The sequence below is a fragment of the Streptomyces lothianensis genome, assembly GCF_047779955.1.
Taxonomy (GTDB): Bacteria; Actinomycetota; Actinomycetes; order Streptomycetales; family Streptomycetaceae; genus Streptomyces.
Map to the genome: position 1 here is coordinate 36,616 of NZ_JBLMKT010000011.1, position 22,636 is coordinate 59,251.

A 22,636-nucleotide genomic window follows, 5' to 3' on the forward strand; every position below is an offset into this window, starting at 1 on the left:
GTGCAGTCCATGGACTGGCTGACCGCCGAGAACATCATCGCCGTGGGGACCGCCGTGATCGGTGTCCTCGCCTCCGTCGCCGTACTCTGGTACGAGCGTCGGGTGCCCCGGCGCAAGCGGCTCGGCTACCGCGTCCAGTTGGACACGCCGATCGGCAGCAACGGCGTGGAGGGGCAGCCCAACGTACGCCTCGGTCTGTTCAACGACGACGAGGAGATGGCGGATGCCACCCTCGTCCTGCTGCGCTTCGAGAACATCGGCTCGCAGGCGATCACCGCCGAGGACTACGACAGCGGCGGACCCTACGGTCTGACCATCAGGTTCGAGCAGCGCGCCATCCGTGGCACGGCCGTCACGCTGCCGGCCGGCAGCTCCCACATGATGGGCCACTTCTCCCGGCCGCCCACACCGCTGCGGCACGAGGAAGGCCTGCTCCACGTCCCCCGCGTACCGCTCAACAAGGGCAAGCACTACAAGCTGCTCGTGCTGCTCAACGGCGGGGCCACAGAGGCACCGATCGAAGTCGTCGGCGATCTGGTGGACGGCGACGTCACCGAGACCCGCTCGACGACGCTCGACGACACCCCGCCCCTCTTCAGCCGCCCGGCCCGCCTCCTGACCGTCCTCCTCACGCTCTGCGTCATCACCCTGTCCTCGCTGGTGATGGTGCGCGGCGAGACCTCCTCGCCCATGGGCTGCGCACAGGGAAAGCTCAAGGTCGTCGGCTCCACCGCCTTCCGGCCGGTCGCCGAGGAACTGGCCGCCAAGTACGAACAGGACTGTCCCGGCTCCGAGATCACCGTCGACGCACGCGGCAGCACGGCGGGCATCCGCGAACTCGTCGCGGCCGGCGAGGCGGCGAAGAACGGCTCGCCCGCCGTGCTCACGCTCTCCGACGGCCCGCAACCGGGCGCGGACTCGGACGCCCGGCTCACCGAGAACCGGATCGCGGTCACGGCCTTCGCGATGGTCCTGAACGACGAGGTGTCCCTGGAGAACCTCTCCACCGACACCATCCGCAAGCTGTACACGGGCGAGATCCGCAACTGGTCCCGGCTCGGCGGCCCCGACCTCCCGGTCGTCCTGGTCAGCCGCAACTCCAACTCGGGTACCCGGGGCGTCTTCCAGCGCCGCGTCCTGCACGGCTTCGAACCGGCGGCGTCCTCCGCGGACTGCCGCCGGAAGCTGGACCCCGGCGCCGAGGTCCTGCGCTGCGAACTCGACTCCACCCAGCAGGTCCTGGACACGGTCGCGGAGCTGCCGGGCGCCATCGGCTACAGCGAGCTCCGCTCGGGCACCGACCTCAAGGGCCTGCACCGCGTCTCCCTCGACGGCCACGCGCCCGCCCTCGACGGCATCTCCGACTCCGCGTACCCCTTCCGCGAGATCGAATACGCCCACACCTACGGCCGCCCGCCGGCCGACTCCCTGGCCTCCAGCTTCCTCAACTACGCGATGCGCGGCAGCGGCCAGGACGTGGTCCGCACCCACGGGCATCTGCCGTGCTACACGCCGGAGGGACTGAAGATCTGCGCATCATGAGCGTCGCGCTCCGCCGGCCCGCCCCCGGCCGGGCAGCCGCTCAGTCGCGGTAGCGGGGGAACTGCGCGGTGTCGAGGGTCCAGGGGCCGACCGGGACGGTCTCGCCGAACTTGTAGCGGGCCGGGGGCTCCTCGTAGGCAGGGACGCCCGATGAGGTGTCGATACCGGAGTGGACGGTGACCTTGCCGTCGCGCGGGTCGACGATCGCGTAGACCGGGATGCCCATGCGGGGGTACTCGCGGAGTTTGGTGATGTAGTCGCGGCCCGGGTCCGAGATGGACACGACCTCGAAGGCCACGGAGACGTCGTGGGCGAGGGTGCCGAAGTCCTCGGGCTGCCGGTCCCAGGCATCCTCGGTCAGGACCAACAGGTCTGCTGTGCGACACATGCCGAGATCGGGGCGGTGCACACGGGTCTCGGGCAGCGCCACCGCGTCGCGGTCCTGATTCTCGATCTGCCTGCCGATCTGCATCACGATCCGACCGTGCGGATTGGAAGGGGACATCATGTGGACGGTGATCTCCTGGTTCGTGATGTCTGCCCGCGCCAGCTCGCCGCGGTTCTTCGCCTCGGCCTCGTAGACCTCGGCGAGCTCCTGGAGCTGCTGATACGTGACCGTCGGCCTGGTCGGCTCCACCGGCTGCGCACTCATCGGCCTACTCCTCGCTCGGGCATGTCGGAGATGCCCCTCCACGGTAACGCCGCTCGCTGCCATGCCCACAAGCATCGGCGCATATGCCGGAGCGCCGGGGCGGGTCCACGTACCGCCACCCCTTCGGGTGACCCGGAGATTGACCGGGTTCGGCTGAGCCGTATGGGCTACCGTCCCGGTGTGGACCAGTTGATCAGCGCAGACCCGACCTCCATAGGCCCGTACCGACTCATCGCCCGGCTGGGTGCCGGCGGGATGGGGCTTGTGTACCTGGGCCGGTCGGCAGGCGGGCGGACCGTCGCCGTGAAGGTGGTGCAGGAGGAGCACGCCGCGCACCCCGAGTTCCGGCGGCGGTTCGCGCGCGAGGTCGCCGCCGCACGGCGGGTCGGCGGGGCGTGGACGGCGGACGTGCTCGACTCCGACACCGAGGCGGACGTGCCCTGGGTGGCCACCCAGTACATTCCCGGGCCCGATCTCACCTCCGTCGCCAAGGACTTCGGGCCACTGCCCGAGCATTCGGTACGGGTCCTCGCGCACCGGCTCGCCGAGGCGCTGACCGCCGTGCACGGGGCCGGGCTCATCCACCGCGACCTCAAGCCGTCCAACGTACTGGTGACGGTCGACGGCCCGCGCGTCATCGACTTCGGAATCGCGCGCGCCATGGACGGCCTCGCCCCGGACAGTCTGCTCACGCACACCGGGATGCTGGTCGGCTCGCCCGGATTCATGTCCCCCGAGCAAGTACGCGGCCTCGAACTCACCCCGGCGAGCGATGTCTTCTGCCTGGGCGCGGTCCTGGTGTACGCGGCCACCGGGCGGATGCTCTTCGGTGCGGGCAGTAGCGGGCTCAACGCCCATCTGTTCCGGATCGCCGAGGAGGAGCCGGATCTGGCCGGGGTGCCCGACGCGCTGCTCGGACTTGTGACGGAGTGCCTGCGGAAGGATCCCACGCAGCGGCCCACGCCCGAGCAGATCGTGGAGCGTACGGCAGCCGACGGCGGGAGCGGCGGCGAGGACGAGTGGCTGCCGGGGCCGGTGCTCGCACAACTGGGGCGGCATGCCGCCCGGTTGCTCGACTTCGGGCCCGAGACCCGGATGGCGGACGGTCAGGGGCCGCCGGAACCGGCTGCGAGCCCCGCTGCGGCTTCGGCTGCGAGTCCGGCTGCGGCTGCGAATCCGGCGGTGAATCCGGCTGCGGACCCCCGTACGCCCTTCCAGCGCGAGCCCTCGGGCGCGGACCGGGCGGCCTCGCCGCTCCAGCAGCCCGGTCACCCCCCGCAGGGCGTCGCACCGGCCCCCGGCCACCCGCAGGCCGCCGTCCCGGCGCAGGGCTTCGGCCCGCCTCCGCTGCCCGCCGGACCACCCCCGGGCCCTTACGACGCGACCACACCCCTGAGCCCGAAACCGCACCCCCGGCGCCGCATGACCCTGGCGTGGGCCGTGCTCGCGCAACTGCTCGTGCTGCTCGGCCCGGCCCTGGTGCGCACGGTGCTGCCGGAGATCACCCGCGACCTCGACACCGGCTCCGACACCTGGGACTGGATGCTCCTCGCGTACTCCACGGGTTTCGGCGGCCTGCTGCTCCTCGGCGGGCAGCTCGCGGACCGGGTCGGGCGCAAGCCACTCCTGATCGCTGGTCTGGCCGGTACGGCGCTGTCGGGGGTCCTGCTCGCCGCGGCCCCCGGGGCGCCCGTGCTGATCGCGGCGCAGGCGCTGGCGGGAGTGAGTGCGGCGCTGACCGCGGTGTCGGCGCTCGCGCTGGTGAGCGCGCACTTCCCGACGGGCCGGGGGCGTGCCGGTGCGTTCGGGGTGTACGCCGCGGTGACCGGCGGCGGTGCGGCTCTCGGGCAGCTGCTCGCCGGGCTGCTCGGTGAGGGCCTCGCCTGGCGAGGTGCCTGGTACGGGTTCGCGGGGCTCGCGCTGCTGGTCCTTTTCGGCACGGCCCTGGGGGCGCACGACGTCAAGGTGTCGGCCGCGACGCCCGTCGCGCGCTTCGATCTGCCGGGCGTCGTGCTCGGCGGCACCGTGCCGGCCGCGTTCGCCTGGGTCACGCTCAAGAAGTACGAGGTGGGTCTGACCTCGCCCGCGGCCCTGATCCCGCTGGCCGTGGGGCTCGCGCTGCTGCTCGCGTTCGCGTGGTCGCAGCAGCGGGCGGGCGCGGGGCTGCTGCCGCGCGGCTTCCTGCGCGAACCCGACCGCCTCGGTGCGCTGTTCGCGCTGCTGCTCGTCGGCGCCGTACTGTCCTGCCTGATTCCTGCGGTCAACATCGACGCGCAGTACGCCCTCGGGTACCCGCTCCTGCGAGCCGGCGCGGCCCTGCTGCCGCTGGTCGCGGCGCTGGCCGTGGCGGCCGTCCTGGTCGCCGCCCGGGTGCTGCCGCGCAGCGAGCCGCGCGCGCTGATCGCGACCGGGCTGCTGCTCGCGGCGCTCGGCCTGCTGCTGCTCAGCACGTTCGGACCGGAGGGTTCCTACGCCGTGGGCCTGCTGCCCGGTCTGCTGCTCTGCGGCTTCGGCCTCGGGCTCGCCCTGGCTCCGCTGTTCGCGGCCGCGACGGCCGTTTCGCCGTCCCCGCTCGCACCGCGGCAGTACGCGAGCGTCGCGGCGGGCGTGCTGTTCGTGTACCAGATCGGCCTGGGCCTGGGCGGGGAACTGCTCTGGCGCAACCTCGAAGGAGGCGGGTTCGTGGCCGGCGAGGAACTGAACACCGCCTTGACGGACGCCAACGGCTCGACCCTGCTGCGCTCGGCGGGCGTCATGGTGCTGGCCGCGGCGGCGGGGGCGGTGGTCAGGGCGCGGGGCAAGGCGACGGAACCGGCGCTACGGGGGTAGGTGGGCCGGGGGTAGGTGGGCCGGGGGACGACGCTCGATGGCTGACGGCTCAGCGGGCGTTCCGGCCGACGTGCGTGACGAGGATGCGGACCACGTCGTCGTCGATGGTGTAAAGCGCCCGGTAGTCGCCCGCACGCAATCTGCGGTACGCGCCTCCGTACGGTGTCGATTGCGCCGGGCGGGGCTCCTCTTCGAGGCCGTCGATCGCCTCGTAGAGGAGCGCCAGGCCCTGCGGGTCGTCCTGCAGGAAGCGCACGGCCGCGTTGATGGCCTCCGGCTCCCAGATGATCGTGTAGGTCACGCGCGCAGCCCCAGGAGCCGGCCGACCTCGGCGTGCGAGGTGCCTTCACCCAAGGTGCCCTCCGACTTGCGCCGCTCCCGCTCGGAGATGGCGAGCGCGTCCTCGAGATCCTCTATCACCTGCGGAGATACGAGCAGCGCCGCGACGTGGCCGTGGTCGGTGAGCGCGATGGTCTCGCGGCCGTGCGCGGCGCGGCGCACCAGGTCCCCGAGCTCGGCGCGGGCCTTGCTGATGGGAACTTCAGTCATGCACTCATGATGGCAGAAGATTAATCTTGTGTACATGCCGCAGGTGGGCCAGTACGCCGAAGGGGGCGAGCCGCAGTCACGCAGGCCCGCCCCCTCGGTATGCAATCGGGTCTCTACAGGAACGAGTTGATCTCGATCGTCTCGGTCCGGCCCGGGCCCACGCCGATCGCGGAGATCGGGGCGCCCGACATGTCCTCCAGGGCCTTCACATAGGCCTGGGCGTTCTTCGGGAGGTCGGCGAAGGTCTTGGCCTTGGTGATGTCCTCGGACCAGCCCGGCAGGTACTCGTAGACCGGCTTCGCGTGGTGGAAGTCCGTCTGGGAGTACGGGAGTTCCTCCACCCGCCTGCCCTCGATCTCGTACGCGACGCAGACCGGGATCTGCTCCCAGCCGGTGAGGACGTCGAGCTTGGTGAGGAAGAAGTCCGTGAGGCCGTTGACGCGGGTCGCGTAACGCGCGATGACCGCGTCGAACCAGCCGCAGCGACGGTCGCGGCCGGTGGTCACACCGCGCTCGCCGCCGATGCGGCGCAGGTCCTCGCCGTCCTGGTCGAACAGCTCGGTCGGGAACGGTCCTGCGCCGACGCGGGTCGTGTACGCCTTGAGGATGCCGATGACCCGGTTGATCTTCGTCGGGCCGACGCCGGCGCCCGTGCAGGCACCGCCCGAGGTCGGGTTCGAGGAGGTGACGAAGGGGTACGTGCCGTGGTCGACGTCGAGGAGCGTGCCCTGGCCGCCCTCGAAGAGGACGACCTTGCCGTCGTCGATGGCGTCGTTGAGGATCAGCGTCGTGTCGGCCACGAACGGCTTGATCTGCTCCGCGTACTGGAGCATCTCCTCCACGATCTTGTCCGTCTCGATGGCACGACGGTTGAAGACCTTGGTGAGCAGCTGGTTCTTGGTGTCGAGGGCCGCCTCGACCTTCTGGGTGAGGATCGACTCGTCGTACAGGTCCTGCACGCGGATGCCGACGCGGTTGATCTTGTCGGCGTAGGTCGGGCCGATGCCGCGGCCGGTGGTGCCGATCTTCCGCTTGCCCAGGAACCGTTCCGTCACCTTGTCGACGGTGACGTTGTACGGCGTGATCAGGTGGGCGTTACCACTGATCAGGAGCTTGGACGTGTCGACGCCGCGCTCGTTCAGACCGCTCAGCTCGGAGAGCAGGACTGCCGGGTCGACGACGACGCCGTTGCCGATGACCGGCGTACAGCCGGGCGAGAGGATGCCGGAGGGGAGCAGGTGGAGCGCGTATTTCTGGTCGCCCACGACCACCGTGTGGCCGGCGTTGTTGCCGCCCTGGTAGCGCACCACATAGTCAACGGAGCCGCCGAGCAGGTCGGTGGCCTTTCCCTTGCCCTCGTCACCCCACTGAGCACCGAGCAGCACAAGTGCGGGCACAGGCGTACACCCCTTCCGGGCGGGGCATGTCCAAGGTCAGGGGCGTACGCACGTGCGTACACCTGGCGGACTTCATTGGCCGCACCCGTCGGACCGGTGCCCCGGAATAGACGAAACCCCTGGCGCAATAGCGCAAGGGGCTCTTGCACAAAGATGCTACCCCGTACCTTGAGGAAGGACCGAGGTGTCGGCTCAAGGACCCGCTGCGAACGGCTCCAAGCCGCTCCTTGTCGTTGTCGATCCCGCCGCCCGGCGCGCGGACGGGGAGTCCGTCCGTATCGCCAGGGACGTGCTCTGTGCGCGCTCCCCGGGCCCGGTGAAGGTGTGCCTGCCGGACGGGCCGGAGGAGTTCGCCCGGGCGCTCAGGCGCCGTGGAGCGCGCAGGCCCGTGGTCGTCGGGGACGACCGGGCGCTGCTGCGGGCGGTCTCGCTGCTGCACCGGGAGCGGGAGCTCTCCTCGTCCGTGCTCTCGGTGGTCCCGGTGGGTGCGCCGACCCGGCTCGCGCAGGGGCTCGGGGTGCCGGGCGGGGCGGTCGCGGCGGCCTCGGCGGTGCTCGACGGCCAGGCACGGCAGCTCGATCTGCTCGTGGACGACAGCGATGGCGTGGTCCTCGGTGACCTGCACATTCCCGTGCTTTCGGCCGGTGCGGCGGGGCGCGATCCGTGGTGGGCGCCGGGGCTGCGGACCTGCCAGTCGCTGGTACGGACGCTCGTACGGACCGCTCCCGGACCGCCGGCCGCCGCGGGGCCGCCGGACCCGGCGCCGCCTGCCGCGGGGCCGTCGGGCGGGCCCGCGCGGCTGCGGGTGGAGGCGGACGGGGTGACGCTGATCGACCTGGACCAGCCGGTCGAGGACGTCTCGGTCGCCGCCTCGCACGACGGCCGGGCCGAGGTCGAGATCCGCCGCACGGCACTGGGCGCGGCGAGCCCACCGCTGCGGGCCTCGGCCCACACGATCACCGTCTCGGGCCCGTCCTTCCACTACCGCGCCGACGCACTGACAGCGGGCCCGGTGCGGACCCGCACGTGGAGCGTACGGGCGGGGGCGTGGACGCTCACGCTGCCCGGCTGACACCGGGCGGGGCACTCACCCCGCCCCGAAGACCTGCGCCTTGTGCGCCTGCCACCGGTCCATCAGGGAACTCAGTTCGTTGTCGAGGAAGGTGAAGAACTCCAGCGTCTCCGCGATCCGCCGCCCCGCCTCCGTCTCCGGCCCGAGCGTCGAGATGCCCTCCCTGAGCGTGGCCTCCCAGCGCTTGAGGATCGCCTCGCGGTTGGTCAGCGCCTCGTACCAGGTGCTGCTGTGCACTCGGTACCGCTCCCGCCGGGAGCCGGGTTCCCGCTCGCGCGAGACCATCCGGACCTGGGAGAGATAGCGGATCGCGCCGGACACCGCCGCCGGGCTGACCTGCAGCGCCTCGCCCAGTTCCGCGGAGGTCATCACACCGGAGTCCGAGGCGAGCAGCCCGGCGAAGACCCGGGAGGGCATCCGGGGCATCCCGGCCTCCACCAGCTGCGCCGCGAACTTCTCCACGAAGTCGGACCATGCCGCGTCAGCCCCGTGCGGCTCGGATGCCTCGGCCATCCTCGATCATCTCCCCTGGTCACGGCGCCGACGTAGAGTTTATACACTTCCTTAACTTCACAAGTTTGTGAACGTACCGTACGTTCAGAAGCATGACGAAGGCAATCACGGTCTCCGGACTCCACAAGTCGTTCGGCCGGACGCAGGCTCTCGACGGCCTCGATCTCGACGTCGCCCAGGGCGAGGTCCACGGCTTCCTCGGCCCGAACGGAGCCGGCAAGTCCACCGCCATCCGCGTACTCCTGGGCCTCCTGCGCGCCGACTCCGGCGCCGTGCAGATGCTCGGCAGGCATCCCTGGGACGACGCCGTGGAGCTGCACCGGCGACTTGCCTACGTCCCCGGCGACGTGGAGCTGTGGCCGAACCTCACCGGCGGCGAGGCCATCGACCTGCTCTCCCGGCTGCGCGGAGGCATCGACCGGACGCGGCGCGACGAGCTGATCGAGCGCTTCGACCTCGACCCGACCAAGAAGGGCCGCGCCTACTCCAAGGGCAACCGGCAGAAGGTCGCCATCGTCTCCGCGCTCGCCTCCGACGCCGAGCTGCTCCTGCTCGACGAGCCGACCGCCGGACTCGACCCCCTCATGGAGGTCGTCTTCCAGGACGTCATCGGCGAGGCCAAGGCCGCGGGCAGGACCGTGCTGCTCTCCAGCCACATCCTGGCCCAGGTCGAGAAGCTCTGTGACCGCGTGAGCATCATCCGCCAGGGCCGGACCGTCCAGTCCGGCACGCTCAGCGAGATGCGCCATCTGACCCGTACGACCATCGAGGCCGAGACCGAGCAGCCCGCCGCCGGGATCGAAGCGCTGCCCGGTGTGCACCAGGTGCGGACCGAGAACGGCCGGGTGCGTTTCGCCGTGGACGGCGCCCAGCTCGACGGCGCGGTCCGCAAACTCTCCGAGTTCGGCATCCGCAGCCTCGTCAGCCACCCGCCGACGCTGGAAGAGCTGATGCTGCGCCACTACGGCGACGAACTCGCGGCCAACGGCGGCCACGCACACGACAGGAGCCACTCGAACGGCGAGAGCGGCAGCAAGGACGGCAAGGACAGCAAGGACGGCAAGAGCCACTCCACCGGAGCCAAGTGATGACCACCGCCACCAAGGCCGAGGCCCCCGCGCCCGCCACCCCGGTCGCGGGCGGCAACAACCTGGCCGGAACCCGCAGCCTCATCCGCTTCATCCTGCGCCGCGACCGCATCCGTATCCCGGTGTGGATCCTGGCGCTGTGGATCACCACGGTGTCCACCGCGAACAGCTTCAGCACGCTGTACAAGACGCAGGCGGACATCGACGCGCTCAAGGACAGCATGAACAGCCCGGCCGCCCTGTCCATGACCGGACCGGCCCACTACCTCACGGACTTCAACTACGGCTCGATGCTGAGCCAGCAGATGATCAGCACCATGGCCGTCATGGTCGGCCTGATGAGCGTCCTGCTCATCACCCGGCACACCCGCAACGAGGAGGAGACCGGCCGCGCCGAACTCCTGCGCTCCACCGTCGTCGGACGGCACGCCCACCTCGCCTCCGCGCTGACCGTCGCCGTCATCGTCAACCTCGCCCTCGGCCTGCTGATCGCCGTCACGCTGCCCGCGCTCGGAGTCGACGGGATCGACACCGCCGGTTCGTTCCTCTACGGGCTCACCCACACCGCCATCGGCGTCTTCTTCGCCGCCGTCGCCGCGGTCACCGTGCAGTTCACCGCCCACACCCGCGGCGCCTCCGGGATGGCGCTCACCGTCATCGGCAGCGCCTTCGCGCTGCGCGCCGCCGGTGACGCGGGCGGCAACGACGTCCTGTCGTGGCTCTCCCCGATCGGCTGGGTGCAGCGCACCTACCCATACGTGGACAACCTGTGGTGGCCACTGCTGCTCACCTTCGCCGCCGCGGGCGCACTCGCCTGGACCGGCTTCCGGCTGTCCACGCGGCGCGACGTCGGCGCCGGGCTGCGCGCCGCGCGGCTCGGCCCGGCGACGGCGAGCGACCGGCTGACCACCCCGCTCGGCTTCGCCCTGCGGCTGCACCGCGGGCTGCTCATCGGCTTCCTGTGCGGCATGCTCCTCTTCGGTGCGATGTACGGCTCGCTCCTCGGCGACGCCGAGGGCATGCTCGGCAACGTCGAGGAGATCAAGGAGGCCCTGGACCGGATCGGCGGGGCGAGCCTCGCGGAGTCCTTCGCCTCCATGGTCCTGGTCATCCTGGCGATCGTGTCCTCGGTCTTCGTGGTGATGGCGGCGCTGAAGCCGCGCGCCGAGGAGAACGCGGGCCGCGCCGAACCGCTCCTCGCCACCGGCCTCTCCCGCACCCGCTGGGTGGGCAGCCACCTGGTCTCGGCACTGTCCGGCGGCACCCTCGTCCTCCTCATGGCGGGCCTGGGCCTGGGCCTCGCGGGCGCAGGCTCGACCGGCGACGGCGCGATGGCCCTCGACCTGACCGGCGCGGCCCTCGCCTACGCCCCGGCGATGTGGGTCACCGCGGGGGTCGGGGTGCTCCTCTTCGGCTGGTTCCCACGGGCGACCTCGGCGGTGTGGATCGTCCCCGTGTACGCCTTCGTCGTCGGCTACCTCGGCCAGATCCTCCAGTTCCCGGCCTGGCTGAACAACCTCTCCCCGTTCGGCCACGTCCCCCGGATGCCGGCCGCGGACATGGACTGGCTCCCGCTGATCACCCTGACGGCGGTCGCGGCGGCCCTGATGTGGGCGGGCCTGGCGGGCTTCCGCAGGCGGGACCTGGAGACGAAGTGACGCCGGACAGACCCCTCCCGCCCGGGGGCCGAGCCCCTTTCAAGGCTATCGGCCCCCACTGACAACCGGCCGATCCACCCCGCTCCCGTCAGACCACCACGGGCAGCGACCGCAACCCGCGGATCACGAACCCGTCCTTGCGCTCCGGCTCATCCGCGAGCCGGAGCGCAGGCGCCTGTGCGAGCAACTGCCCGAAGGACGCGGCCAGTTCGACACGGGCCAGCGGGCCGCCCAGGCAGTAGTGGATCCCCGCGCCGAGCGAGACATGCGGATTGTCCTCGCGCGTCAGGTCGAGCCGGTCCGGCTCGGCGAAGACCGCCGGGTCGTGGTTGGCGGAGCCGAAGAGCAGCGCCACCTCGGAGCCGCGCGGGATGCGGACCCCGCCCACCTCGATGTCGTCGAGGACCCAGCGCTCGAAAAGGTGCAACGGGGTGTCGTAGCGCATCAGTTCTTCCACAGCTGTGGACAACATTCCGGGATCCGGCTCCGCGCGGAGCGCCGCCAGCTGCTCCGGGTTGCGGAAGAGCGCCAGCCAGCCGTTGCCCGTGGTGTTCACCGTGGCCTCGTGGCCCGCGTTGAGCAGCAGCACACAGGTGGAGATCATCTCCTGCTCGGTGAGCCGGTCGCCCTCCTCGTACGCGGCGATCAGCCCGGAGATCAGATCCTCACCCGGGTCCTTCCTCCGCTCCGCGATCAACTCGCGCAGATAGGCGGAGAATTCGAGGGAGGCGGTGACCGCCCTGCGGGCGGTCTCCTCGGCGGGGTTCAGCTCGTACATCCCGCAGATGTCGGCGGACCAGGGGCGCAGCAGGTGCCGGTCGCTCTCCGGGACCCCCAGCATCTCGGCGATCACCGCGACCGGCAGCGGTTCGGCGAGCTCCGCGACCAGATCGCCTCCGCCGTTCGCCACGATCCGGGACACCAGCGTGCCGGCCAGCTCCGTCACGTACGGCTGGAGCTCGCGCACCGTGCGCGGGGTGAACGCCTTCGAGACGAGGCGCCGGATCCGGGTGTGGCGCGGGGCCTCCAGGTCGAGCAGGCCGTTGTCGTTGAGCGTGTGGAAGGGCTCGTGCTCCGGCGGGGGCGGCGTGCGGCCGAACTCCTCGTGGGTGAAGCGGTGCAGATACGTCCGGCCGAGGCGGCGGTCCCTGAGCAGGGCGGACACATCCGCGTGGTGCGGGATCAGCCACTGCCGGCTCGGCTCGAACCACAGCGCCCGCCCCGCGGCACGCAGCTCGGCGTAGGCGGGGTAGGGGTCGGCGGCGAACGCGCGGGAGTCTGGGGCGAAGGCGGACGTCGTCATGACCTGACTCTAGTGCCGCGTCAGGGAACCTTTGCCCGTCAAGGAGCGGCGTCCGGTGCGTACTCTCGGCGTGCGGGCCGGAAGTCCTCGTACTGGACGTACTCGGGCTTTCGGCCCGTGCGGCGAGAGTGCGTGCCGGGCGTCGCGACGGGGCAAAGGTTCCCTGATGCGGCACTAGGAGCCCGGCGGCCGCACGGGGAGGCCTCGGCGGTACAGGAGTGCCCCGGCCGGATGGGGATGCCCCGGCGGTACGGGGCTCCGCGCTCCGGGGGCCGCGAAGCCCCGGTCGTACGCGGCCGGGGCTCAGCCCGGGGTCACCAGCCGTGCCTCGTAGGCGAAGACCGCCGCCTGGGTGCGGTCCCTGAGGCCCAGTTTGACCAGGATGCGGGAGACATGGGTCTTGATCGTGGACTCGGCGACGACGAGATGCCCGGCGATCTCCGCGTTCGACAGGCCCTGCGCGATCAGGACGAGCACCTCCGTCTCGCGTTCCGTGAGCTCCCCGATCTGCTCCATGGCCGGGGACCTGAGCCCGGTGCGGGTGTCGAGCCGCGTGAACTCGGAGATCAGCCGCTTCGTCACCGTCGGCGCGAGCAGCGCCTCCCCGGCCGCCACCACCCGCACGCCTTCGGCGAGTTGGCGGGCGGAGGCGTCCTTGAGGAGGAAGCCGGAGGCGCCCGCGCGCAGCGCCTCGTAGACGTACTCGTCGAGGTCGAAGGTGGTCAGGACCAGGACCTTCGTCGCCGCCCCCGAGGCCACGATCTCGCGGGTCGCCTCGATGCCGTTCAGCTCCGGCATCCGGATGTCCATCAGGACGACGTCCGGGCTCAGTTCGGCGACGCGGGCGATGGCCTCGCGGCCGTTGACCGCCTCGCCGACGACCTCGATGCCGGGCATCGCGTTCAGGAGGACGGAGAAGCCCTCGCGGACCATCATCTGGTCGTCGACGATCACTACACGGATACCGCTCACGCCCCTCGCGTCACTCACGCTCCTCGCGTCACTCGCGTCACTCACGCCGCTCACGCCGCGCCACCCTCCATGCGCCGCGTGTCCTCCGTGCCCTGTATGCCCTGTATGCCCTGTGTGTCCCCGACCTCCGCCTCGGCGGGCTCCACGTGCTCGACCGGCAGGAACACGCTCACCTCGTAGCCGCCGTCCCCGCTCCCGCCCGCCGTGATCGCCCCGCCGAGCATCGTCACCCGCTCCCGCATCCCCGTGATCCCGTGTCCGGCACCGGGCGAGGCCTTCACCAGGCCCGTCGCGGGGCCGTTGACGATGCGCAGCCCGAGACCGCCGAGCACATACGCCACCTCGACCTTCGCCTGCGCGCCCGGCGCGTGCCGCAGCGCGTTGCTGAGGGCCTCCTGCACGATGCGGTACGCGGAGAGCTCGACGCCCGGCGGCAGTTCCCGTACCGCGCCCGTCACCGTCAGGTCCACGACCAGGCCGATCTCGCGCACGTTGTGCACAAGGGAGTCCAGGTCGGCCAGAGTCGGCTGGGGTGCGTCCGGGGCCTCGTAGTCCTCCGCGCGTACGACACCGAGGACGCGGCGCAGTTCGGTGAGCGCGGCGACCGCGTTCTCGCGGATCGTCGCGAAGGCCTGCTCCAGCTCCGGCGGCGGACTCTCCACCCGGTACGGGGCCGCCTCGGCCTGGATCGCCACGACGCTCATGTGATGGGCGACGACATCGTGCAGCTCGCGGGCGATGTTGGTGCGCTCCTCGAGCCGGGTCCGCTTGAACCGTTCGGCCTGCGTGTCCTCCTCCTTGGCGGCCACCTCGGCCTCCTTGGCCGCCACCTCGGCTTCCTTCGCGGCCACTTCGTGCCACGCCGTGTTCCAGCCGCCGATGGCGACGGCGGCCGAGAGGGAGAGGGCGGAGAAGATCACCATCGCGACCAGGGCCTCGTCGCCGTACCCCGCGGAGCCGACGACGACGGCGCCGAAGCCGAAGGTGATCAGCCACATCTCGGCCGCGACCCGGGGCCGACCGCGCAAGGCGACCTGGGTCATGACGACCAGGTGAGACAGGAAACCGGCGACGGTCCAGGGAAACACCCCGCTGTACCCGGCGCCGCCGATCACCACCATGAAGGCACTGACCGCCATCGACACCCAGAACGCCGCGATGGGGCGGGTCAGCGTGAGCAGCACGGGACCGGCGGCGGCCAGGCCGGTGAGCAGGGCTTCGAAATCGGCGGTACTGCCGCGTTCCAGACCCAGGAGGAAGACGAGCACCGCGGCGAGCACCACGGCACCGTGCGGCAGCCACCGCGCACGCCGGACGGTCCGCTCGGGCAGCCGCCGAAGGAGCCGGTGGTCCGCCGCCAGCGGAGGCAGCGGACGCAAGGCGAACGCGCCGCCGAACAGGTCGGCGCGCAGCGCACGGATGGCGCCGCGCAGGAGACCGGCCTCGGTGCGGGGGCCGGGACCGGGGGCCGGGTGGGGGCCGGGGTGGGCACCCGGCCCGGCGCCCGGGCGGGCTCCCGGCCCGGCTCCCGCGTGGGCTCCTGCCCGGACACCCGAGGATTCGTGCGCTGTCTCGTTCACGCCGACGACGGTATGCGCCGCCGCGCCCCGTGTCGTCAGCTGCGGGCGGGATCCTCGGGGGTCCGTCTCAGGTACTACGCGAACGGGGTTCGCGTACACACGGGACCGGGCCGGGATCTCCTCCCGACCCGGTCCAGTACCCGTACCCATACCCATACCCGTACCCGTACCCGTACCCGTACCGATGCTGATACCCGTACAGGCGCTCGTACGCGTACGCGCAGCAGCGCTCACGCAGCGGCCGGAGCCGCCTCCGCGGCCTTCACCCTGCGCCCCCGCGCCAGCACCATCGCACCCGGGTTGGCCACACCCCAGGCCGCGCCCTTGCAGACCAGCTCCTTGTAGACCGCGGCCTTCCGCCCGGTCAAAACCCGGTCCTTCGAGACGTCGTCGGCCGTGACGAACTGGATCAGGCCCTCCTTGCGGCCGAGCGAGATGCACTGGTTGAAGTAGCGCACCGGCAGCTTCGGCTCCTTGCGGCCGGTCAGCTCGGCCGTGATCGCGTCCGCCGCCTGCCACGCCATCGGCGTGCCAGAGGCGCAGGACATCCTGAGCGGCTTGTCGCCGGGGCCGATCGCGTACCCGGCGTCGCCGACCGCGTACACCTCGGGGTGCGAGACCGAACGCATCATGTCGTCGACGATGATCTGCCCGCTCTCGGTGGTCCGCAGGCCGCTGGCCTGCGCGAGCGGGTGCACCGCGAAGCCGGTGGTCCACACCGTGACCTCGGCGGCGATCGGCTCGCCGTCCGCCGTCTTCACCCGGCCGGGCTCGACCGCGGCGACCCGGGTGTTCTCGTACGCCGTGATGCCGAGGTTGCCGAAGACCTTGCGCAGGTGGGCCGTGCCCTTCTCGCTGAGCCAGTCGCCGAGACCGCCGCGGGCGGCCAGCGCCACATCGAGGTCGGGGCGGGACTCGGCGATCTCGGTCACGGCCTCGATACCGGTGAGCCCGCCGCCGACGACCAGTACCTTCTCTCCGGCCGCCAGGGAGGCGAGGCGCGAGCGCAGCCGCAGCGCGCCCGGCCGGTTCGCGATCTCGTGGGCGTGCTCGGCGACACCGGGGACACCGTGGTCGTTCATCTGGCTGCCGAGTGCGTAGACGAGGGTGTCGTACGCGAGGTCCTCCTCGCCCGCCGCCCCCGCCAACCGCACCGACCTGCGGTCCGCTTCGACGGCGGTCACCTTCGCGAGCTTCAGCCGGACCCCCAGCTGACCGAACATCGGCTCGAAGGGGCGGTGCTTGAGGTCCTGGCCCACGGCGAGCTGGTGGTTGCGGACCCGCTCGACGAAGTCGGGCTCGGCGTTGACGAGGGTGATCTCCACGTCGTCGCGGTGCAGGCGCTTGGCGAGGCGGCCGGCGGCGCCGGCACCCGCGTAGCCGGCACCGAGGACGACGATGCGGTGCTTGCCGGTTCCAGTCATGTCCCTGCTCCTGTCTGTTCCTCTTCGCGGTGTGCCCCTTGAACCGGGCAGCCCGCGGAAACCTGACAGCAACCTGATGTGACCTGCGTCACGCACGGCGACACAGGCCGTCACGACCGTCTCAGAACGCCGCGAACAGGGGTTCTCCATGCTCGCTCGCACCCCACAGCTCGGTGGCGCGCTCCAGCTTGTCCGGATTGACCTGGCTGCGGACCGCCAGGATCCCGCCCTCGGCGTGCTCCAGGCACATCACCCCGACGACCCGCCCCTCCACCACGACGACGATGGCCGGGGCGCCGTTGGCGCCCGAGAGATACACCTCCGCGGCGCCGCCGAGCAGCCTCCGCTTGGACTCGGTCGGCTTGAACAGACCGCGCAGGAACTTCGCCACCGCGACCGCGCCCGCGAACGGCGTGGCCTTCGCCGGGACCTTCCCGCCGCCGTCGCCGACCGCGATCGCGTCCGAGGTCAGCAGCTTCACGAGCGGCTCGGTCCGCCCGCTGGTCGCGGCCGCAAGGAACTCCTCGACGATCCGCCGCGCCGCCGCCTCGTCGATCTCGGTGCGCGCCCGGCCGTCCGCGAGATGCTTCCTCGCCCGGCTGAACGCCTGCTGGCTCGCGGCCTCGCTGATCTCCAGGATCTCCGCGATCTCACGGTGCCCGTACGCGAAGGCCTCCTTCAGGACGTACACCGCGCGCTCGTTGGGGCTCAGCCGCTCCATCAGCGTCATCACGGCATACGAAACGGACTCGCGCTGCTCCGCCGTGTCCGCCGGGCCGAGCATCGGATCGCCTTCGAGCAGCGGCTCCGGCAGCCACTGGCCGACATAGGTCTCGCGGCGGACGCGGGCCGAGGTGAGCTGGTTGAGGCAGAGGTTGGTGAGCACCTTGGTCAGCCAGGCCTCGGGGACCTCGATCCGCCCGGTATCGGCGGCCTGCCAGCGCAGATACGTCTCCTGCACGAGATCCTCGGCCTCTGCGGACGACCCGAGCATGCGGTAGGCGATGGCTTCGAGGCGGGGGCGGGCGGCCTCGAAACGGTCCACGTCGGTCGTCATCAGCGGCATGAACGGATCGTAGCGCCCGCTCAGAAAGCGAGCTGGGCGATCTCCTCCGCGACGAGCGCGCACGCGTCCGAGGCCGGATCGATCAACGGGAAGTGCCCGACCCCTTCGAGCAGCGTCAGCCCGACGATCTCCCCCTTCTTCGCCGCGGCGTCCGCATACGCCTCCGCGACGGCGAACGGCACATCCGCGTCCTCCCGCCCCTGCACCAGAACCGTCGCGATCCCGCTCGGCAGCAGCGCCGCGGGGTCCGACAGCGCGGCCCGCTCCTCGAACTTCTCCTTGCCGCCCAGGAGTTGCACCGTCGCGTCATTGCACACCCGCAGCTCCCGCGCGAGCGCGAAATCCGCGATCGGCGCGAGCGCGACGACCCCCCGCAGATGCGTCGGATACGGCGCGTGCCACGGCGAAGCCTCCGGCAGCACATGCCGGGACGCGGCCCACAACGCGAGCTGCCCGCCCGCGGAATGCCCGGTCAGCACGGTGCGCCGCGGATCCGCCTGCGGCAGATGCTCCCGTACCAGCCCGGGCAGCGCGTCGAGCGCGGCCGCGACGTCGTCGAACGTCTCCGGCCAGCGCCCCGCGACATGCACCCCGCCCTGCGCGGGAATCGAACTCCCGCGCCGGTACTCCACATTGGCCACGGCGAACCCCCGCCGGGCGAGGAAGTCCGCCAGCGGAGTGACATGCCGCCGGTCGTACGGAGCCCGCCAGGCACCACCGTGCAGCAGCACCACCAGGGGCACGAGCGGGCCGAGCGTGCTCCCCCTGGGAGCGTAGAAGTCGACGACCTGATCGGGATGCTCGCCGTACGCCGCCGAACCATCCGGATCCACCGCCGGATGCGAGAACGCCGAGGCCTCCTCGGCGGCGGCGCGTGCACTGGGATCGTCGGACATGGCGGGCCCTTCATGACGCGGAGCGGCGTCGGACATGACGCGGAACGGTGTCTGGTTCGCGCTGGCGCGAGTGGCTCGATTTTTCCCCACCCCCGCCGCTTGGGGAAACCGGGGTCTGCGCGAACGGAGCCTGCGCGCGGGAACGGCCTGATGGTGTCGGCGGTACGCCGTCTCGCCCACGGGTGAGACGGCGTACCGTCAATCGGCGGCCGGTGTCCGCGGTCCGGTGTCCGTGGTCCGCCCGGGTGGCGCCGGCTACAGGACCTCGGCCAGCACCCGCGCCGCGCGCTCCACGTCCGCGAAGCCCAGATACAGCGGCGTGAAGCCGAACCGGAGCACGTCCGGAGCCCGGAAGTCCCCGGTCACGCCACGCCGTATCAGCTCCTCCATGACGGCGGAGGCGTCATCACAGCGCAGGGCCACCTGGCTGCCGCGCGAGTCGTGGTCGAGCGGCGTGAGCACCGAGACCCGCCCCTCGGGGACGTACGCGCTGACGCATTCCAGGAAGAAGTCCGTCAGGGCGAGGGACTTGGCGCGGACCGCCGCCACCGACACGCCCGACCAGACCGACAGGGCCGATTCGAGCGCCGCCATCGAGAGGATGTCCGGGGTGCCGACGCGCCCGCGCCTGGCACCGTCCACCGGCACGAACTCCGGTCGCATGCCGAAGGGTTCGGCATGCGAGTTCCAGCCGGGGAGCGGGGACTCGAAGGCCGCCTGGTGGCGGGCGGCCACGTACAGGTACGCGGGCGAACCCGGGCCGCCGTTCAGGAACTTGTACGTGCAGCCGACCGCCAGGTCCACCCCGTGCGCGTCGAGCCCGACCGGCAGCGCGCCCGCGCTGTGGCACAGATCCCACACCACGAGCGCCCCGGCCGCCTGCACCGCGGCCGTCAGGGCGGGCAGGTCGTGGAGCCGTCCCGAGCGGTAGTCGACGTGGTTGACGAGCACTGCCGCCGTACGCGGGCCCACGGCCGAGGCGAGCTCGTCGACCGGCACGGGCCGCAGCGTGCAGCCGGTCAGGCGGGCCGCCGACTCGGCGATGTAGCCGTCCGTCGGGAACGTCCCCTCGTCCACGAGGATCTCGTCCCGCCCGGCACCGGCGAGACGCACCGCGCCGACCACGGCCTTGAACACGTTGACGCTCGTCGAGTCACCAACCACGATCTGGCCCTCGGCGGCCCCCACGAGCGGCGCGATCAGATCACCGATCCGCTCCGGCGCCTCCCACCAGCCGGACTCCGTCCACGAGCGGATCCGCAGCTGTCCCCACTCGCGCGCGACCACGTCCGCGACATGCGCGGGCACGGCGGCGGGCAGCGCGCCGAGCGAGTTGCCGTCCAGGTAGACGCCCGCGTCGTCGGCCGTGTGACCGGGCACGGCGTCGAGCACGAACTGTTCGCGGATCTTGCCCAGTTCATCGGCCGCGTCCAGCTCCGCGGCCTTCGCGGCGAACGAGACCTGCGTGTGCTCAGACATACGACCTCACCGTCCACAGCTCCGGGAAGACGTTCTTGCGGGCCCGCTTCTCCAGCCAGGCGACCCCGGCCGAGCCGCCCGTCCCCGTCTTCGACCCCATCGCCCGCCGCGTGGCGACGAGATGGTCGTTGCGCCAGCGCCACACCAGCTCGCCGACATCCGTCAGCGCCTCTCCGAGGCGGACCAGTTCGCCGTCCTGGTCACCGCCGTACACCTCGGCCCACACGGCCTCCACCTCGGCCGAAGGCTCGTACTTCTGCGAGAGGTCGCGTTCGAGAACGGCGGCCGGGACCGCGTAGCCTCGGCGGGCGAGCAGGCGCAGCACCTCGTCGTAGAGCGAGGGCTCGTGCAGCGCCTTCTCCAGCTCCATGTGGACGCGCGGCGCGCCCCGGTGCGGCACCAGCATCGAGGCGGACTTGTCGCCGAGCAGGAACTCCATCCGCCGGTACATCGCCGACTGGAACCCGGAGCCCTCGCCGAGCGCGGCGCGGTAGGAGTTGAACTGGGCGGGGGTGAGCCCGCTGAGCGGCGTCCAGGACGCGTTCAGCGCCTCCAGCTCCCGTACGGAACGCTTCAGGGCGTCCTTCGCGACGGTCAGCTCGTCCTCGCGGATGGCCCGTGCGGCCGTCTCCCACTCGTGGACGATCACCGTGAACCAGAGTTCCATGACCTGCGTGGTCACCAGGAAGACCATTTCGCCCGGGTCGTCCGAGAGGGTCTTCTGCAGGTGGGTGAGGACGTCGGCCTGGACGTAGTCCTCGTACGGCGTGGTGCCGGCGAAGTCGAGATGCGGGGTCTCCGGGGCGTCCGGGGCGTCCGGGGTCTCCGGCGCTTCGGGGGCCTGGGCGGCCTGGGCGGCCTGGGGAGTCTCCGGGGTTTCCGGGTTCTCCGGGCTCCGGCTGTTTCCCGCCTCTGCGGTCTCGTGGGACATCACTGTCTCCTCGGTACTTCGGGTAGCGGTCCGCCCCTGCCGATTCCGGCACGGGGGCCCCGGTCCCCACCCGCATCCTCCGCAATCCTCCCCCGGATCGGCAAGACCTGCCTGGTCACAGCCGCTGTGCTGGCAGACTGGCCGCCATGGACACGCATCAGAACCTGCTCGGCGGCCCCGGCCCCACCCACCTGCCCGAGAACGAGGCCGCGAAGGCCCAGCTCGACACGGCCACCCCGGCCGAGGTGGCCGCCGCCCACCCCACGTACTCCCTGGCCTGGGCCCTGCTCGCCGACGAGGCCTTCGCCGGCGGCCGCACCGTCGAGTCCTACGCCTACGCCCGCACCGGCTACCACCGCGGTCTCGACGCCCTGCGCCGGTCCGGCTGGAAGGGCCACGGCCCGGTGCCGTGGAGCCACGAGGCGAACCGCGGCTTCCTGCGCTGCCTCGCCGCCCTGGCCCGCGCGGCCGGCGCGATCGACGAGAAGGACGAGCACGAGCGCTGCTGGCAGTTCCTGCGGGACAGCAGCGAGGAGGCCTACGAGCAGCTGAAGGCCTGACACATACGCGAAAGGGCCCGGGTTCCCGCCGTGGAGAGCATCTCCAGTCGTGGAACCCGGGCCCTTCGCGGCCCCTCGGTGCGAGCGGCCTACTTCAGCTTCGTACCCGCCGAACGCAGCGCCTGGCAGGCCTCGACGACACGGGATGCCATGCTCGCCTCGGCCAGCTTGCCCCAGGTGCGCGGGTCGTAGGTCTTCTTCGAGCCGACCTCGCCGTCGACCTTCAGGACGCCGTCGTAGTTGCGGAACATGTGGTCGGCGACCGGACGCGTGAACGCGTACTGGGTGTCGGTGTCGAGGTTCATCTTCACGACACCGTTCTCCAGGGCGGTGCTGATCTCCTCGGCCGTGGAGCCGGAGCCGCCGTGGAAGACGAAGTCGAACGGCGAGGTCTTGCCGTACTTCGCGCCGACACCCGCCTGCAGCTCCTTGAGCAGCTCGGGCTTGAGGACGACGTTGCCCGGCTTGTACACGCCGTGCACGTTGCCGAAGGAGGCGGCGAGCAGGTAGCGGCCCTTCTCGCCCAGGCCCAGCGCCTCCGCGGTGCGCAGCGCGTCGTCGACGGTGGTGTACAGCTCGTCGTTGATCTCGTGGCTGACGCCGTCCTCCTCGCCGCCGGTCGGGGTGATCTCGACCTCGAGGATGATCTTCGCGGCGGCGGCCTTCGCGAGCAGCTCCTGGCCGATCGCCAGGTTGTCGGCGAGGGTCTCGGCGGAGCCGTCCCACATGTGCGACTGGAACAGCGGGTTCTCACCGCGGGCCACGCGTTCGGCGGAGATGTCGAGCAGCGGACGGACGTACGTGTCCAGCTTGTCCTTCGGGCAGTGGTCGGTGTGCAGCGCGACCGTCACGTCGTACTTCTTGGCGACGACGTGCGCGAACTCGGCGAGCGCGACGGCGCCCGTGACCATGTCCTTGTTGTGCTGGCCGCCCAGGAACTCCGCACCGCCGGTGGACATCTGGATGATGCCGTCGCTCTCCGCCTCCGCGAAGCCGCGCAGGGCAGCGTGCAGCGTCTGCGAGGAGGTCACGTTGATGGCCGGGTAGGCGAACTTGCCTGCCTTCGCCCGGTCGATCATCTCGTTGTAGACCTCGGGGGTTGCGATGGGCATCTGCCGCTCCTTG

At 71.4% G+C, this 22,636-nt stretch carries 20 protein-coding genes; 6 read left to right on the forward strand and 14 right to left on the reverse strand.

The genetic code is table 11. From position 1 onward, the window contains the following. The first annotated feature begins 9 nt into the window (after positions 1–9). Complete coding sequence (locus tag ACLF6P_RS01015; protein ID WP_415947347.1) at positions 10–1,542, forward strand: PstS family phosphate ABC transporter substrate-binding protein; 1,533 nt, start codon at positions 10–12, stop codon at positions 1,540–1,542. A 40-nt stretch (positions 1,543–1,582) separates the two neighbouring features. Here the strand turns inward: ACLF6P_RS01015 and ACLF6P_RS01020 are convergent, their stop codons facing one another. Beyond that, positions 1,583–2,194: a Uma2 family endonuclease gene (locus ACLF6P_RS01020; RefSeq protein ID WP_415947348.1), complete on the reverse strand. Its 612-nt coding sequence runs from the start codon at positions 2,192–2,194 to the stop codon at positions 1,583–1,585. A gap of 180 nt (positions 2,195–2,374) precedes the next feature. On the opposite strand from ACLF6P_RS01020, the gene ACLF6P_RS01025 reads away from it, so the two are divergent. Next, positions 2,375–5,023, forward strand: a complete 2,649-nt coding sequence (locus ACLF6P_RS01025) for an MFS transporter (protein WP_415947349.1) — start codon at positions 2,375–2,377, stop codon at positions 5,021–5,023. 49 nt (positions 5,024–5,072) lie between these two features. Here ACLF6P_RS01025 and ACLF6P_RS01030 read toward each other — a convergent pair whose 3' ends face one another. From ACLF6P_RS01030 to ACLF6P_RS01040, 3 genes are all read right to left on the reverse strand, one after another. Then, a complete protein-coding gene (locus ACLF6P_RS01030; RefSeq protein ID WP_415947350.1) occupies positions 5,073–5,324 on the reverse strand; it encodes a type II toxin-antitoxin system RelE family toxin in 252 nt (83 codons plus the stop codon). Next, entirely contained in the window at positions 5,321–5,572 is a 252-nt protein-coding gene (locus ACLF6P_RS01035) for a type II toxin-antitoxin system Phd/YefM family antitoxin (RefSeq protein WP_415947351.1), read from the reverse strand. Before ACLF6P_RS01035 ends, ACLF6P_RS01030 begins: the two co-directional genes overlap by 4 nt. Positions 5,573–5,685: 113 nt before the next feature. Then, positions 5,686–6,969, reverse strand: coding sequence for an adenylosuccinate synthase (locus ACLF6P_RS01040; protein WP_415947352.1), 1,284 nt, complete (start codon positions 6,967–6,969; stop codon positions 5,686–5,688). Positions 6,970–7,153: 184 nt separating this feature from the next. Here ACLF6P_RS01040 and ACLF6P_RS01045 point away from each other — a divergent pair, with 184 nt between their 5' ends. Then, complete coding sequence (locus tag ACLF6P_RS01045) at positions 7,154–8,041, forward strand: diacylglycerol kinase (RefSeq protein ID WP_415947353.1); 888 nt, start codon at positions 7,154–7,156, stop codon at positions 8,039–8,041. A gap of 15 nt (positions 8,042–8,056) precedes the next feature. Here the strand turns inward: ACLF6P_RS01045 and ACLF6P_RS01050 are convergent, their stop codons facing one another. Beyond that, complete coding sequence (locus tag ACLF6P_RS01050; protein WP_415947354.1) at positions 8,057–8,554, reverse strand: GbsR/MarR family transcriptional regulator; 498 nt, start codon at positions 8,552–8,554, stop codon at positions 8,057–8,059. 92 nt (positions 8,555–8,646) lie between these two features. On the opposite strand from ACLF6P_RS01050, the gene ACLF6P_RS01055 reads away from it, so the two are divergent. Both ACLF6P_RS01055 and ACLF6P_RS01060 read left to right on the forward strand, forming a co-directional pair. After that, positions 8,647–9,642, forward strand: coding sequence for an ABC transporter ATP-binding protein (locus ACLF6P_RS01055; RefSeq protein ID WP_415947355.1), 996 nt, complete (start codon positions 8,647–8,649; stop codon positions 9,640–9,642). Next, positions 9,642–11,300: an ABC transporter permease gene (locus ACLF6P_RS01060; RefSeq protein WP_415947356.1), complete on the forward strand. Its 1,659-nt coding sequence runs from the start codon at positions 9,642–9,644 to the stop codon at positions 11,298–11,300. Before ACLF6P_RS01055 ends, ACLF6P_RS01060 begins: the two co-directional genes overlap by 1 nt. A gap of 88 nt (positions 11,301–11,388) precedes the next feature. Here ACLF6P_RS01060 and ACLF6P_RS01065 read toward each other — a convergent pair whose 3' ends face one another. The 8 genes from ACLF6P_RS01065 to ACLF6P_RS01100 form a co-directional block, all read right to left on the reverse strand. Continuing rightward, complete coding sequence (locus ACLF6P_RS01065; protein WP_415947357.1) at positions 11,389–12,603, reverse strand: cytochrome P450; 1,215 nt, start codon at positions 12,601–12,603, stop codon at positions 11,389–11,391. A gap of 303 nt (positions 12,604–12,906) precedes the next feature. Then, a complete protein-coding gene (locus ACLF6P_RS01070) occupies positions 12,907–13,593 on the reverse strand; it encodes a response regulator (RefSeq protein ID WP_415947358.1) in 687 nt (228 codons plus the stop codon). Between the two features lie 32 nt (positions 13,594–13,625). Next, on the reverse strand, positions 13,626–15,155 hold the full coding sequence (locus tag ACLF6P_RS01075) for a sensor histidine kinase (protein WP_415947359.1): 1,530 nt from the start codon (positions 15,153–15,155) through the stop codon (positions 13,626–13,628). A gap of 230 nt (positions 15,156–15,385) precedes the next feature. Then, the gene (locus tag ACLF6P_RS01080) at positions 15,386–16,579 is read right to left on the reverse strand and encodes an NAD(P)/FAD-dependent oxidoreductase (RefSeq protein WP_415947360.1); all 1,194 of its coding nucleotides are present in this window, start codon (positions 16,577–16,579) and stop codon (positions 15,386–15,388) included. A gap of 121 nt (positions 16,580–16,700) precedes the next feature. Continuing rightward, complete coding sequence (locus ACLF6P_RS01085; protein WP_415947361.1) at positions 16,701–17,645, reverse strand: RNA polymerase sigma-70 factor; 945 nt, start codon at positions 17,643–17,645, stop codon at positions 16,701–16,703. Between the two features lie 20 nt (positions 17,646–17,665). After that, positions 17,666–18,541 (reverse strand): alpha/beta hydrolase family protein, encoded by an 876-nt coding sequence (locus tag ACLF6P_RS01090; RefSeq protein ID WP_415947362.1) that lies wholly within the window; start codon positions 18,539–18,541, stop codon positions 17,666–17,668. A gap of 255 nt (positions 18,542–18,796) precedes the next feature. After that, positions 18,797–20,020: a kynureninase gene (gene kynU, locus ACLF6P_RS01095; RefSeq protein ID WP_415947363.1), complete on the reverse strand. Its 1,224-nt coding sequence runs from the start codon at positions 20,018–20,020 to the stop codon at positions 18,797–18,799. Beyond that, a complete protein-coding gene (locus tag ACLF6P_RS01100) occupies positions 20,013–20,951 on the reverse strand; it encodes a tryptophan 2,3-dioxygenase family protein (protein ID WP_415947364.1) in 939 nt (312 codons plus the stop codon). Before ACLF6P_RS01100 ends, kynU begins: the two co-directional genes overlap by 8 nt. Positions 20,952–21,097: 146 nt before the next feature. Between ACLF6P_RS01100 and ACLF6P_RS01105 the strand changes: the two genes are divergently transcribed. After that, complete coding sequence (locus tag ACLF6P_RS01105) at positions 21,098–21,511, forward strand: DUF3151 domain-containing protein (RefSeq protein WP_415947365.1); 414 nt, start codon at positions 21,098–21,100, stop codon at positions 21,509–21,511. A gap of 89 nt (positions 21,512–21,600) precedes the next feature. Here the strand turns inward: ACLF6P_RS01105 and fbaA are convergent, their stop codons facing one another. Then, the gene (gene fbaA / locus ACLF6P_RS01110; RefSeq protein ID WP_415947366.1) at positions 21,601–22,623 is read right to left on the reverse strand and encodes a class II fructose-bisphosphate aldolase; all 1,023 of its coding nucleotides are present in this window, start codon (positions 22,621–22,623) and stop codon (positions 21,601–21,603) included. Positions 22,624–22,636: the final 13 nt, after the last annotated feature.